The sequence below is a fragment of the Trinickia sp. Y13 genome, from assembly GCF_029522115.1.
In the GTDB taxonomy this organism is placed as follows: domain Bacteria; phylum Pseudomonadota; class Gammaproteobacteria; order Burkholderiales; family Burkholderiaceae; genus Trinickia.
In genome coordinates this window covers 131,964-144,453 of the sequence record NZ_JAKWFK010000013.1, presented here as the reverse complement: position 1 = coordinate 144,453, position 12,490 = coordinate 131,964, and the positions used below count along the sequence as shown (strand labels likewise).

The 12,490-nt window shown below is 61.4% G+C and carries 11 protein-coding genes and 1 tRNA gene; 10 read left to right on the top strand and 2 right to left on the bottom strand.

Going from position 1 to position 12,490, the window contains the following annotated elements; genetic code table 11:
• Positions 1-24 precede the first annotated feature (24 nt).
• From infC to MMB74_RS21290, 8 genes are all read left to right on the top strand, one after another.
• Entirely contained in the window at positions 25-546 is a 522-nt protein-coding gene (infC, locus tag MMB74_RS21325; RefSeq protein WP_277430670.1) for a translation initiation factor IF-3, read from the top strand.
• A gap of 235 nt (positions 547-781) precedes the next feature.
• A complete protein-coding gene (gene rpmI / locus MMB74_RS21320; protein ID WP_115534628.1) occupies positions 782-979 on the top strand; it encodes a 50S ribosomal protein L35 in 198 nt (65 codons plus the stop codon).
• Positions 980-1,008: 29 nt separating this feature from the next.
• The gene (gene rplT, locus MMB74_RS21315; RefSeq protein WP_004192938.1) at positions 1,009-1,368 is read left to right on the top strand and encodes a 50S ribosomal protein L20; all 360 of its coding nucleotides are present in this window, start codon (positions 1,009-1,011) and stop codon (positions 1,366-1,368) included.
• A 135-nt stretch (positions 1,369-1,503) separates the two neighbouring features.
• Positions 1,504-2,517 carry a phenylalanine--tRNA ligase subunit alpha gene (gene pheS, locus MMB74_RS21310; protein ID WP_277430669.1) on the top strand — a complete coding sequence of 338 codons (1,014 nt, stop codon included), beginning with the start codon at positions 1,504-1,506 and terminating at the stop codon, positions 2,515-2,517.
• 113 nt (positions 2,518-2,630) lie between these two features.
• Positions 2,631-5,060, top strand: coding sequence for a phenylalanine--tRNA ligase subunit beta (gene pheT / locus MMB74_RS21305; protein ID WP_277430643.1), 2,430 nt, complete (start codon positions 2,631-2,633; stop codon positions 5,058-5,060).
• Positions 5,061-5,115: 55 nt separating this feature from the next.
• Entirely contained in the window at positions 5,116-5,532 is a 417-nt protein-coding gene (locus MMB74_RS21300) for an integration host factor subunit alpha (protein WP_277430642.1), read from the top strand.
• Between the two features lie 47 nt (positions 5,533-5,579).
• Complete coding sequence (locus MMB74_RS21295; protein ID WP_277430641.1) at positions 5,580-6,002, top strand: MerR family transcriptional regulator; 423 nt, start codon at positions 5,580-5,582, stop codon at positions 6,000-6,002.
• 53 nt (positions 6,003-6,055) lie between these two features.
• Positions 6,056-6,132 (top strand) — tRNA-Pro (locus MMB74_RS21290).
• Positions 6,133-6,194: 62 nt separating this feature from the next.
• On the opposite strand, the gene MMB74_RS21285 is transcribed toward MMB74_RS21290, so the two are convergent.
• Positions 6,195-6,632, bottom strand: coding sequence for a hypothetical protein (locus MMB74_RS21285; RefSeq protein ID WP_277430640.1), 438 nt, complete (start codon positions 6,630-6,632; stop codon positions 6,195-6,197).
• Between the two features lie 601 nt (positions 6,633-7,233).
• Between MMB74_RS21285 and MMB74_RS21280 the strand changes: the two genes are divergently transcribed.
• Together MMB74_RS21280 and MMB74_RS21275 are read left to right on the top strand one after the other, a co-directional pair.
• Positions 7,234-8,796 (top strand): hypothetical protein, encoded by a 1,563-nt coding sequence (locus MMB74_RS21280; protein ID WP_277430639.1) that lies wholly within the window; start codon positions 7,234-7,236, stop codon positions 8,794-8,796.
• Positions 8,797-9,140: 344 nt separating this feature from the next.
• On the top strand, positions 9,141-11,522 hold the full coding sequence (locus MMB74_RS21275) for a filamentous hemagglutinin N-terminal domain-containing protein (protein WP_277430638.1): 2,382 nt from the start codon (positions 9,141-9,143) through the stop codon (positions 11,520-11,522).
• Between the two features lie 5 nt (positions 11,523-11,527).
• Here the strand turns inward: MMB74_RS21275 and MMB74_RS21270 are convergent, their stop codons facing one another.
• Positions 11,528-12,439: a LysR family transcriptional regulator gene (locus MMB74_RS21270; protein ID WP_277430637.1), complete on the bottom strand. Its 912-nt coding sequence runs from the start codon at positions 12,437-12,439 to the stop codon at positions 11,528-11,530.
• Positions 12,440-12,490: the final 51 nt, after the last annotated feature.

Below are 12,490 nucleotides of genomic sequence, written 5' to 3'. Positions count from 1 at the left end.
TTTAATTTTTAGAGGAAACACAACATCGCTACTGATAAGTCGCATCGCATCAACGGTGAAATTTCTGCACCCGAGGTGCGTCTAGTCGGAGTCGACAACGAACCGCTCGGCATCGTGAAACTGGCTGATGCTTTCCGCATGTCGGAACAGCAGGACGTCGATCTGGTGGAAATCGCCCCGCAAGCGGTTCCGCCGGTCTGCCGTTTGATGGATTACGGCAAGTTCAAGTACCAGGAAGCGAAGAAGCAGCACGAGGCGAAACTCAAGCAGAAGGTCATCCAGGTCAAGGAAGTGAAGTTCCGCCCGGGTACCGATGACGGCGATTACAACGTCAAGCTGCGTAACCTCACGCGCTTCCTCGATGAGGGCGATAAGACGAAGATCACGTTGCGTTTTCGTGGGCGCGAAATGGCGCACCAGGAAATCGGCATGCGGATGCTCGAGCGGTTGCGCACCGACCTCGAAGAAGTCGGTCAAGTCGAGCAGATGCCGAAAATGGAAGGCCGCCAGATGATCATGATCTTGGCGCCTAAAAAGAAGAAGTAACGTGCGGCTGCGCCGTGCGGCCGCGGTTTGCGGCCCGCGGGCGTGTGCGGCGAAGCAGTCAGGGATGTAAAAGCGGATTTCGACGATCGAGCCCGGCCGTGCCGGGCGCGTTTCGCGAAAATACGGCAGCCGGCAACGGCTGGCCGTACACAAGTGGACTGGGTTTCAAAGGGCGGATCTAGGGCTTTTCGGCCGGCCGCACACCCATCGCCATCAAATAACGGAGTTGTTCGTCATGCCTAAGATGAAGACCAAGAAGAGCGCTGCAAAGCGCTTCGTGGTGCGTCCGGGCGGTACCGTCAAGCGCGGTCAAGCCTTCAAGCGCCACATCCTCACGAAGAAAACCACGAAGAACAAGCGTCACCTGCGTGGTTCGACGGCCGTTCACGAGTCCAATTTGGATTCCGTGCGCGCCATGATGCCCTTCGCCTAACCCTTAACCTTTACTCATAGGAGCGAAACATGCCTCGAGTCAAACGTGGGGTTACGGCACGTGCCCGCCACAAGAAGATCATCAACCTGGCCAAGGGTTACCGCGGCCGTCGCAACAACGTCTACCGCATCGCGAAGCAAGCGGTCATGCGCGCAGGCCAATACGCCTACCGCGACCGTCGCAACAAGAAGCGCGTATTCCGTGCGCTGTGGATCACGCGTATCAACGCGGCGGTCCGTCAGCACGACATGACGTACAGCGTGTTCATCAACGGCCTGAAGAAGGCGTCGATCGAACTCGACCGCAAGGTGCTGGCCGATATGGCTGTGTTCGACAAGGCCGCTTTTGCCGCGATCGTGAAGCAGGTGAAAGCCGCCGTTGCAGCCTAATTGACCGATTAGTACTGCGTGGTTCGTCGGGAGCGCCGGTGCATGCCGGGCTCCCGATAGGAAAACGGGGCTCTTCACCGAGCCCCTTTTTTTTGCTGGTTCGTAATCTTCACCGACGTTGAAATGATGGGATCAATGGATCTGGACCGGATTGTCGCCGACGCGCAAGAAGCTTTCTCCCGGGCGCCTGATGGCGCGACGCTCGAAAACGAGAAAGCTCGTTTTCTCGGCAAGGCGGGCATGTTGACCGAACTGCTCAAGGGACTCGGCAAGCTCGAGCCCGAGGCGCGCAAGACCGAGGGCGCACGCATCAACGTCGCGAAGCAACAAGTCGAGGCTGCGCTCACCGCGCGTCGCGAAGCGCTCGCACAGGCGTTGCTCGAGCAGCGCCTCACGGCCGAAGCCATCGACGTCACGCTGCCCGGACGCGGCCGTGGCGCCGGCAGCTTGCACCCTGTGATGCAAACCTGGGAGCGGGTCGAACGCATTTTCGGCTCGATCGGTTTCGACGTGGCGGACGGCCCCGAGATCGAAACCGATTGGTACAACTTCACTGCGCTCAACAGCCCCGAAAACCATCCCGCGCGTTCGATGCAAGACACGTTCTACGTCGACGGTCAGGACGCGGGCGGCCGCCCGTTGCTGCTGCGCACGCATACGAGCCCGATGCAGGTTCGCTACGCGCGCAGCAACAAGCCGCCGATCAAAGTCATCGTTCCGGGTCGCACGTATCGCGTCGACAGCGACGCGACGCACTCGCCGATGTTCAATCAGGTCGAGGGCTTGTGGATCGACGAGAACATCAGCTTTGCCGATCTGAAGGGCGTCTACACCGATTTCCTGAAGAAATTCTTCGAGCGCGACGATATCCTCGTGCGCTTTAGGCCCTCGTATTTCCCGTTCACCGAGCCCTCGGCCGAAATCGACATGAAGTTCGAGGAAGGCAAGAACGCGGGCAAATGGCTCGAGATTTCGGGCTCGGGCCAAGTGCATCCGAACGTGATTCGCAACATGGGCCTCGACCCCGAGCGCTACATCGGTTTTGCGTTCGGCAGCGGCCTCGAACGTCTGACGATGTTGCGCTATGGCGTGCAGGATTTGCGGCTCTTCTTCGAGAACGATCTGCGCTTCTTGCGGCAATTCGCGTAACGCGCGTCGAGATCTCGCGAGAAGCCGAATGCCGCGAGCGGTGCCTGGCCCAGCGAACGCTCATCGCGCGCTGCCCGACAGGCATGGACCCACACCTACGAACGTAGACACACATGCAATTCCCTGAATCCTGGCTCCGAACGTTTGTCGATCCGCAACTGACGACGGAGGAACTGTCGCACGCTTTGACGATGGCTGGCCTCGAAGTCGAGTCGCTGCGTTCTGCCGCGCCGCCGACCTCGAAGATCGTCGTCGGTCGTGTGCTCGAAGTGGTCAAGCATCCCGACGCGGACAAGCTCAACGTTTGTCAGGTCGATGCGGGAACGGGCTCGTTGCTCAACATCGTGTGCGGTGCGCCGAACGTCGCCCCCGGCATCAAGGTGCCCGTCGCGCTCGTCGGCGCTCAATTGCCGCCGGCCGAGGAGGGCGGTGCGCCGTTCGTCATCAAGCTCTCGAAGCTGCGCGGCGTGCAAAGCGAAGGCATGCTGTGTTCGGCGCGAGAGCTCAAGCTTTCCGAGGACCACAGCGGCCTCATGATCTTGGCGGAAGACGCGCCCATCGGTCAGGACATCCGCGAAGCGTTGCGCCTGGACGATCAGATCTTCGAAATCAAGTTGACGCCGAACAAGGCCGATTGCCTTTCCGTCTTTGGCGTTGCACGCGAGACGGCCGCGATCACCGGCGCGCGGCTCACGCCGCTTGCCTTCGAGCCCGTCGATGCGAAGCTCGACGAGCGCTTGCCCGTGAAAATCGCGGCGCCTGATCTATGCGGGCGCTTCTCCGGCCGGGTGATCCGCGGAGTGAACGCGCGCGCCAAAACGCCGCAGTGGATGGTCGAGCGGCTCGAGCGCTCGGGACAGCGGAGCATCTCGGCGCTGGTCGATATCTCCAATTACGTCATGCTCGAACTCGGCCGCCCGTCGCACGTGTTCGATCTCGACAAGATTCACGGCGGCATCGACGTGCGCTGGGGGCGTCGCGGCGAACGCCTGATGCTGCTCAACGGCAACACGGTGGAGCTCGACGAAACGGTCGGCGTCATTGCCGACGATCGCCAAGTCGAAAGCCTGGCGGGCATCATGGGCGGCGATAGCACGGCGGTCACGCTCGATACGACGAACGTCTATCTCGAAGCGGCCTTTTGGTGGCCCGACAGCATTCGCGGCCGCGCGCGCAAGTACAACTTCTCGACCGATGCCGCGCATCGTTTCGAGCGCGGCGTCGATTACGAGACGACGGTGTTGCACATCGAACGCATCACGCGCCTCATTCTCGATATCTGCGGCGGCGAGGCAGGCCCGGTCGACGATCAAATCGTCAATCTCCCGCAGCGGCCGCCCGTGACGATGCGCGTCGCCCGTGCCCAACGTGTCATCGGCATTCCGATCGAGGCCGAAGAAATGGCGCGCATTTTCACGCGCCTTGGTCTCGAATATGAATTCGACGGCGAGATCTTCGCTGTCACGCCGCCCTCGTATCGCTTCGACATCGAGATCGAGGAAGACCTCATCGAGGAAGTCGCGCGTATTCACGGCTTCGAGAAGATTCCCGCACGTCCTCCGGTGGCGGCGAACGAGATGCGCGCGACGAACGAGACGAGCCGCTCGATTCACGCCCTGCGTCATGCGCTCGCGGCGCGAGACTACGCGGAGACGATCAACTTCAGCTTCGTCGATGCAAGCTGGGAACGCGACTTCGCTGGCAACGATACACCCGTGCGCGTGGTCAATCCGATCGCGAGCCAGATGTCGGTGATGCGCACGACGCTGTTCGGCAGCTTGATCGACGTGCTTCGCCACAACCTGAATCGCCGCGCCGAGCGCGTGCGTGTTTTCGAAGCAGGGCGGGTGTTCTTGCGCGACGTATCCGTGGCGGCAAGCGAGATGGCTGTCGAGGGCTATGCGCAACCCAAGCGCATCGGTGCGCTCGCCTATGGTCCCGTCGCCGAGGAGCAATGGGGGTTGGCCACGCGCATGGTCGATTTCTTCGACGTGAAAGGCGACGTCGAGGCGTTGTTCGCACCGCGCGTCGCGCGCTTCGTTGCAGCGGCGCATCCGGCGCTGCATCCGGGCCGCAGCGCCCGCATCGAAGTCGATGGACAACACGCTGGCTGGATCGGCGAATTGCATCCGCGCTGGATGCAGCAATACGATTTGCCGCAGGCGCCGATTCTCTTCGAAGTCGACGCGCAGGCGCTGATGGAGCGCGCATTGCCTACGCTGGGGGAAGTCTCGAAGTATCCTCCCGTGCGGCGCGACATTGCGGTGGTTGTCAACCAAAACGTGGAAGTTCAGGCCTTGCTCGACGAGATGCACGCGGCATTGAGCGAGGACGCTTGCAAGTTTGTTCAAAGGGTTGCGCTCTTCGATGAATTTCGTGCAAAATCAAGCACTTCCGGTGGCATGGCGGCGCATGAGAAAAGCCTTGCCTTCCGTGTGACCCTGCAAGATACTGGCGGCACGCTGCAGGACGAGACGGTCGATTTGGCCGTCAAAACCCTGGTGGATCGCTTGGCTCGAGTCTACGGTGCGCGGTTGCGCTGATAGCGCGAGGATGCTCGCAAGGGTGTCCGCGCGCGGCTAGTCGCCGTTTTTAGACATGAACGAAATGAACTCGAGTGATTTCGAAGCCCTACTTGCGGCGCAGCGTGGCGCCATGATTCGCGAAATACCGACACCGTCTGTCGGCTCGTCCGCTTCCACGGAAACGCCGACCCTGACCAAAGCCGAATTGGCCGAGCTGTTGTTCGACAATGTTGGGTTGAACAAGCGCGAGGCCAAGGATATGGTCGAGGCGTTTTTCGAGGTGATTCGCGACGCGCTCGAAGGCGGCGATAGTGTGAAGTTGTCGGGCTTCGGAAATTTTCAATTGCGCGACAAGCCGCAGCGGCCGGGGCGCAATCCGAAAACCGGCGAGGCGATTCCGATTGCGGCGCGACGCGTCGTGACGTTTCATGCAAGTCAAAAGCTGAAAGCGCTGGTCGAAAGCGGCGCCGAGGCTGCTTTGCCGCGCTAGGTTTCAACGCGTTGCGGCGCGCCTTTCACCACGACGGTTAACCGACGATGACAACGACGGTCGAGAAAGTCGTCTTGCCTCCGATTCCGGCGAAGCGGTACTTCACGATCGGTGAGGTCAGCGAGTTGTGCGGCGTAAAGCCGCATGTGCTCCGATACTGGGAACAGGAGTTTACGCAACTGCGTCCGGTTAAGCGTCGCGGTAACCGTCGCTACTATCAGCATCACGAAGTGCTATTGATACGGCGCATTCGTGAATTGCTGTACGAGCAAGGCTTCACGATCAACGGTGCGCGCAACAAGCTCGATGCGCGCGGAGCGGTGATCGATCAGGAGGCCGAGGCGCCGCAGGCGCCTGAGATTCAGCAGGGCGCCGGCATCGCGGCATCGCCGTCGGAAGGCGGCGGGAACGTCGATGTCGCGCAACTGCGCAAGGAGCTTATTGGCATTGTCGAACTCCTGCGCGGATAGTTTTACGCAAGTGGTTCTAAACGGTGAGAGTGTCTGTTATACTCTCATGCTTTCGGGGCGTAGCGCAGCCTGGTAGCGTACCTGCATGGGGTGCAGGTGGTCGGAGGTTCAAATCCTCTCGCCCCGACCAGATTGAAAAAAACCCGCGTCGGTTAACGCTGACGCGGGTTTTTTATTGGGCTCGCACGTACGTTACTGCCTGATGAACGGCGCTTGCGTTTGCTGGCCTTGTTGAAAGGCGGAAATAACCACCTGCGCCATCCCGAGATGGGACGACTGCGTCGCGTAGTACGCGCCGACGACGGTTCCCACCACGGCTAGAACGACAGTCGACGAAGCAAGCCACATATGCGTTTTCAACGTGGAAGCGCTTTGTGCGGCCGCGGCTGCCTGTTGATAGAGCAACTCCAATCGCTTGTCGCGCTCATCGAGGCGCTTGTCACGCTCGTTGAACCGCTCGTCGACGCGCTTATCGCGCTCGGCGAACATCTCGAGTAGCCTTTGCTCCCTTTCCTCGGCGCGGGCCTCAAACGCATCCAACCGCGCGATCGCTGCGGCGATGCGCGCGTCCATCCGGGCCTCGACGGCCTCGATGCGTGCCTCGAATTCATCTCTCGTTACGCTAGTCATTGAACATCCCTGTCCTGCAAATGGTGATGGCCTCAGGCCGATGGTGCGGTGCAGTCGTTTTCGCTGCGGCCTCGAGCGACATGAGCTGCCGATCGAACGACCACCCATACGACGCATGGAGCCCGATGCATAAGTAACGTTTGCGGTGTTTCGGTTCCAGATCAGCCCACGGCCGTCCGATCCGGCCCCGCTCGGCGCCGCACCCAGCCGGGCATTGGTTGCCCCACAACGTCCTGACTCAATCCATTCCCGCGCCAGCGAATCACTGCCCTACAAACGCGCCCGCCCGCTTTTTGTCGGATGAATCCTACGAGCCGGTCTGCGAAGCCCACGCCAATCTCCGACTGCGCCGATTTCGCCGCGAAGCCGCATTTGGAATACTTCACATCAACAAGTAGCGCCACTGACCACGCAACCACAAGGTTGCAGCAACGAGGCAGGTCGAACGAGACCCCCCGATAGCTCGAAGAAACAGGGTAGCCACTTGAAGCCTAACGCCACTTAGTTAGGACTGCTAACAGATGTTCAAGCGTGCAAAAGGTCAAGCGGCCAAGCGCCCCAAAGCCTCGAGCCCTGCCCAACTTCTTTTCGAGCTTCGGTCATGAAACGACGTCAATTCCTCGGATGCCTTACCGCTGCGGCCAGCAGCTATGTCCTCGTCGCCTGCGGTGGCGGCGGTACCGATGCGCTCGGCAATATCGCGGGCGGAAATGCCGGTGCGGTCGCGAACGCAGCAACGGGCGCAACGGCGTCGCCTAACGGCACGACGGTCCCCTCGGCCGCGTCGATCACCGACAATTCGGGCAACGTCTGGACGCTTTCGAAAGGCTACGTCTATAAGAACGGCGTCAAGGATTCGCATGCGTACAACATGACGATGCTGCTCTGGTACAACGGCTCGATCTACGGCGAGAACACGAGCAAGGCGTTCTATCAATACATCGGACCCTCGTGGAAGCAGTGCCTCGATCCGCGCCTTGGCGGCACCTCGGTCGACGGCACGGCGATTCCCCCCGCGACCTACATCATCGACAAGGCGAACAACTATTGGACGATGACTGGCGGTAGCGTTTTCAAGAACGGCATCCAGGACCGGGCCGCACCAAGCGCCGCGTTGTTGCTCTGGTATGGCGCCATGTTCTATCTGAAGACGAGCGGCGGACAGTTCTATGTGCGCTCCTTCACGGGGGCATGGCTCGCTTGCGCCGATCCGCGTGTTGCAAAAGCGGCGAACGCGGGTAGGTTCTACGGCATTAACGGCCATTACGATTATCCGTTCACGCCGACGCAGACCGTCGCGGCCCTGCAGGCGCTCGGTTGCACGACCTACCGGTTGGGTTGCGTCAACAAGGCGACGCAATTGAATCCGGTGGTGGCAATGGCCAAGGCGTTCAAGACAGCGAAGCTCGAACTGTTCACGCTGGTCAACTACGGCTTGCGCGATGCCTCCGGCACGCTCTATACGAGCGAGACGGCGGCTTATAACGCGGTTCACGCAAACGCGGCGGCGATCGCATCCGCGTTGGCCCCCTACGGCGTGACGACGTACGAATGCGGCAACGAACTGACGCGGGACCCGGCCATCATCTTGAACTCGACGACGGCAGGGACGAATCCGGTCGACTTCAATAACGCCAATTGGCCGATCATGCGCGGCGTGATACGCGGCATGATCGACGGCGTGAAATCGGTGCAGCCGACCGCCCGTTGCGGCGTCAACTTCTGCGTGGCCGATGTGGCGGCGGCCGACATGCTGTGGGACGGCAAGCAACCGGATGGCTCGACGGGGCACCCCGCGGTGCGCTGGGACGTCACCACGTGGCACAACTATTCACCCTATGGCGACATCTTCAGCGTTGGCTCCGACGGCGCCGGCCCCGGTTTCAACCTGCCGGTGTACTGCAAGGCCCGCTATGGCGTGCCGTTCATGATTACCGAGTGGAATGCCGCGCCGGAATTCACTGAAACGAACCGCGCCGCCTATGTCCAGAAACAATTGACGGAGTTCTACGGCGCACGTAAATCGGATCAAATCGAATCGGTGATGTTTTACGAATTGACGAGCGGCGACTATACCTACGGAATCGTGCTCGACGATTTGACGCCGATTCAGCCGACATACGGTACGTTCCAGACGTTCGTCAAACAACACGCGGACATCTGAGCCGTACTCGTAGCACAGACCTACTAGAAATGGGAGGGCCTGAAACGAAGGCGCGCAAGCGTCGACGCTTCGGGCTTTTTTTATGTCCGCGGCGTCTAGCGCACCGCGCGTGGAAAGGGACGAACGTTTGGCCGAATTTGACGATTTCTCAAATCGAGAATACCAACAATAATTCATGCCCGAGAATTGAAATTGTTCATTCCATACAGGCATTCATTTCCATAATCGAATTCGACGCCACCGCAGGCGGCTCGTAGCGTCCGCGCGGCGCGTCGTCATAACCGAAGGGCGGCGCGATGAATGCGATGACAGAAATCCGTTTGCAGTCGAAACGATCGATGAAAATGACGATTCCAATGCGCGCGATAGCGCTCGCAACAACGGTGTTCGTCATCGCTCAGTCGAGCGCCTTCGGCGCGGGTGCGCTGCCCGGCGGCGGTCGCTTCGTCGCCGGGACCGGGACGATCGGCGGTGACGCCGGATCGCTCACGATCCATCAAACATCGAGCAAAGGCGTGATCGACTGGGGCGGTTTCTCGATCGGTGCGGGCAATCGCGTCGCGTTCGACAACGGCAGCGGCGCCACCTTGAACCGCGTGACCGGCGGCGATACGTCGTTCATTCTCGGCAAGCTTTCGGCCACGGGCAGTCTCTACTTGATCAACCCGCAGGGCGTGGTGGTCGGGGCGGGTGGCGTCGTGTCGACGGGCGGCCGTTTCGTCGCGTCCACGCTCGATGTCGACACGGCCGCGTTCATGAGCGGCGGGCCGTTGACGTTCGACGGCGCATCGACACGGCGTGTCGTCAATTTGGGCAAGATCGGTTCAAGCGGCGGCGACGTGTTCCTCATTTCTAGCGATGAGGTGGATAACTTCGGCTGCATCGAGGCGCGGCAGGGCTCCGTCGAGCTGGCCGCCGGTCATACTGTTTTGCTACAGGACGCATCGTCGGGGCAGCAGGTCTTCGTGAAAACGGGCAGCCGCGGCACAATCGTCAATCGCGGGGCGATCGAGGCGGCGCAAGTGAGCTTGCAAGCGGCGGACGGCAATATCTACGCGCTGTCGGGCAATCATGCGGCGATCCGCGCGACAGGTACGGCTTCGCGCGACGGCCACGTTTGGCTGGTCGCGGATACGGGCGGCCTCACGCTCGCCCAGCCCGTCGAAGCGCACGACGCTGACGGCAAAGGGGGCACGGTCGACACGCGTGCGGCCGGGTTCGCATTCGTCGGCGACACGCCTGCAGTGCTAGCTGGCCTTTGGAAGGTGACCACGCCGCGTATCGCGATCGATGCTTCGGCTGCACGATTCTTTTCGCGCAGCTTGAGCGCTGGCACCTCCGTGAACCTGCAAACGACAGGAGCATTGGGACGAGATGGAGACATCGAGGTGGCAGGAAACATCGATTGGCACGGAAATGCATCGCTGACGCTCGGCGCGTATCGCTCGTTGACCATCGGCAATGGCGCGGCGATCCGCAACGCGGGCGGCGGCAGTTCGACTTTGCGCGCCGATGCGACGGCGATCGACGACGGCGGCAGCGTGATCAATAACGGCACGCTCGACTGGTCGAAGAGCACGGGCATCGTCAGCTTGCTTTACGACATGAATGGCAACTATCGCCCCGGTGCGGTGCTTGGCAATCCCGCATGGACGTCGCCGCAATTGAGCAGCCTGCCGACGCAGATCACCGGCTACGAGCTGATCAATTCGCTCGACGATCTGGCGCTGCTGCAAACGCCGAATGCAAACTACGGCGGCAATTACGCATTGGGTAGAGATCTCGAATCGGATTACCGCGGCATGCCGTCGGGGACATTGGTCGGCATCGGCAACGACACATATGGGACCACGCATACGTTCACGGGGCAGTTCGACGGCATGGGGCACACGCTCGACGCAGCATGGGTGAGCGCGGGATTCTTCGATCAAATCGGCGCGGGGGCCTTCGTCCGCAACTTCAAGATCACGAATTCGTACGCGTTGCCCGGCTATGGCGACTATATCGAGGCGAGCGCAGTTGGGCTATTGGCACGGGACAATCAAGGCGTCGTCGCCAACGTCTATGTGCAAGGCAGCGTCGGGGGCTATGCGGTCACCGGCGGCGGCCTCGTCGGCTCGAACGAAGGCACGATCATGCGCGCTGGCGCCGATGTGGGCGTATCGAGCGACGGAATCAACGGCGGCCTAGTCGGTCACAACAGCGGGACCATCGTCCAATCGTTCGCCACGGGCGACGTAGGCGGCGTGGCGTTCGGTGTGACGCCCGCGGTCAGCGGCGGCGGTCTCGTCGCCGTGAACGACGGCACGATCGCGCAATCGTATGCGACCGGCAACGCGGCGGGCGATCCCTTTACGATCGTCGCCGCGGGGCTCGCCGCTTATAACAACGGCACGATCACGCAATCGTTCGCCACCGGGCAAGTCTCAGGCCAATCGCCGATTCAACATCAGGGCCCGCAACTGGCGGGCATCACCAACGGCAATACCGTCGGAGCGAGCGGCGGGGCGGTTGGTTCGGATGTCTACTGGGATGCGCAAACGAGCGGCCAAAGTTACGGCGGACCGGGCGTGCCTGACGCCAACGGTCTCACGACTGCCCAGATGTCGAACCCGGCTAGCTTCGTGGGCTGGAATTTCGGGCCAGGAGGCGTATGGGCGATGCCCGCCGACGCGACGCATCCGGTGCTCGCCTGGCAACTCAATGGGCAACTCAATGGGCAGTGACAGCCTCAGCCCGGCACGCCGCCAGGCGTGTCGGCAGCCAAGCGCGTCGTCAAGTACTCGATGAACAATCGCGCCCGCAGCGGCTGATATTGCCGCGGCGGGTACAAGACGAACAACTCGTGAGGCGACGCGTGCCACGCCGGCAGCACGCGTTGCAATTTACCCCGCGCGAGCAGATCGGCGACGAGCCAATCGGGTGCCAAACCGATGCCGGCGCCGGCCAGCAGACTCTCGCGGATTGCGAGCGAGTTGTTGATGCGATAACGGGCCTGGGTGATGACGGTCGTTTGCCTGCCATCGCGATGCTCGAGCGTCAGCGCGTCGCCTTGCGTGAGCCATGCGAAGCGCAGGTACGTATGCTTGGCGAGATCCTCGGGCCGCCGGATGCGCGGGTGCGCGTGTATGTATGTGGGCGCGGCGACCACCGTGCGAGCGTAGCGTGCAATGCGGCGCGCCACCGCGTCCGGCGGTAGCTCCCCGCCGATGCGCAACGCGACATCGACGCCTTCGGCCGCAAGATCGATGAAACGATCGTTCAACGTCACGTCCACCTCGATGCGCGGATAGTTCGCCATGAATTCGAGGACGAGCGCGTTCAAGTGCAGCACCCCGAAGCTTACCGGAGCCGCGATACGCAGCCGGCCTTCGGGCCGTTCGATCAAACCGCGCACGTCCGCTTTCGCTTCGTCATAGGCTTCGACCAAGTGCCGTGCGCGGACGTAGAAGCGCTCGCCCTGTTCCGTGCGCACGAGCGCCGTTGTGGTGCGCGTGAGCAAGCGCGCACCCATCTGCGCCTCCAATCCCGCAATGATTTTGCTGATCGTCGGCTGCGTCGTTGCGAATTCACGCGCGACGGCGGACAAGCTGCCTAGTTCGACGGCACGAATGAACGTGCGCATCGCTCGAATCGTATCCATAGGCATGCGATCTTGGAATGAGTGACATTCGATTCTGCCTGCTTCATGACA

Excerpts from the sequence above, each read along its gene's own strand:
- rplT (WP_004192938.1), top strand. The coding sequence starts at position 1,009 with ATGCCTCGAGTCAAACGTGGGGTTACGGCACGTGCCCGCCACAAGAAG.
- rpmI (WP_115534628.1), top strand. The coding sequence starts at position 782 with ATGCCTAAGATGAAGACCAAGAAGAGCGCTGCAAAGCGCTTCGTGGTG.
- MMB74_RS21300 (WP_277430642.1), top strand. The coding sequence starts at position 5,116 with ATGAACGAAATGAACTCGAGTGATTTCGAAGCCCTACTTGCGGCGCAG.
- MMB74_RS21280 (WP_277430639.1), top strand. The coding sequence starts at position 7,234 with ATGAAACGACGTCAATTCCTCGGATGCCTTACCGCTGCGGCCAGCAGC.
- MMB74_RS21285 (WP_277430640.1), bottom strand. The coding sequence starts at position 6,632 with ATGACTAGCGTAACGAGAGATGAATTCGAGGCACGCATCGAGGCCGTC.
- MMB74_RS21275 (WP_277430638.1), top strand. The coding sequence starts at position 9,141 with ATGACGATTCCAATGCGCGCGATAGCGCTCGCAACAACGGTGTTCGTC.
- pheS (WP_277430669.1), top strand. The coding sequence starts at position 1,504 with ATGGATCTGGACCGGATTGTCGCCGACGCGCAAGAAGCTTTCTCCCGG.
- MMB74_RS21270 (WP_277430637.1), bottom strand. The coding sequence starts at position 12,439 with ATGGATACGATTCGAGCGATGCGCACGTTCATTCGTGCCGTCGAACTA.
- pheT (WP_277430643.1), top strand. The coding sequence starts at position 2,631 with ATGCAATTCCCTGAATCCTGGCTCCGAACGTTTGTCGATCCGCAACTG.
- MMB74_RS21295 (WP_277430641.1), top strand. The coding sequence starts at position 5,580 with ATGACAACGACGGTCGAGAAAGTCGTCTTGCCTCCGATTCCGGCGAAG.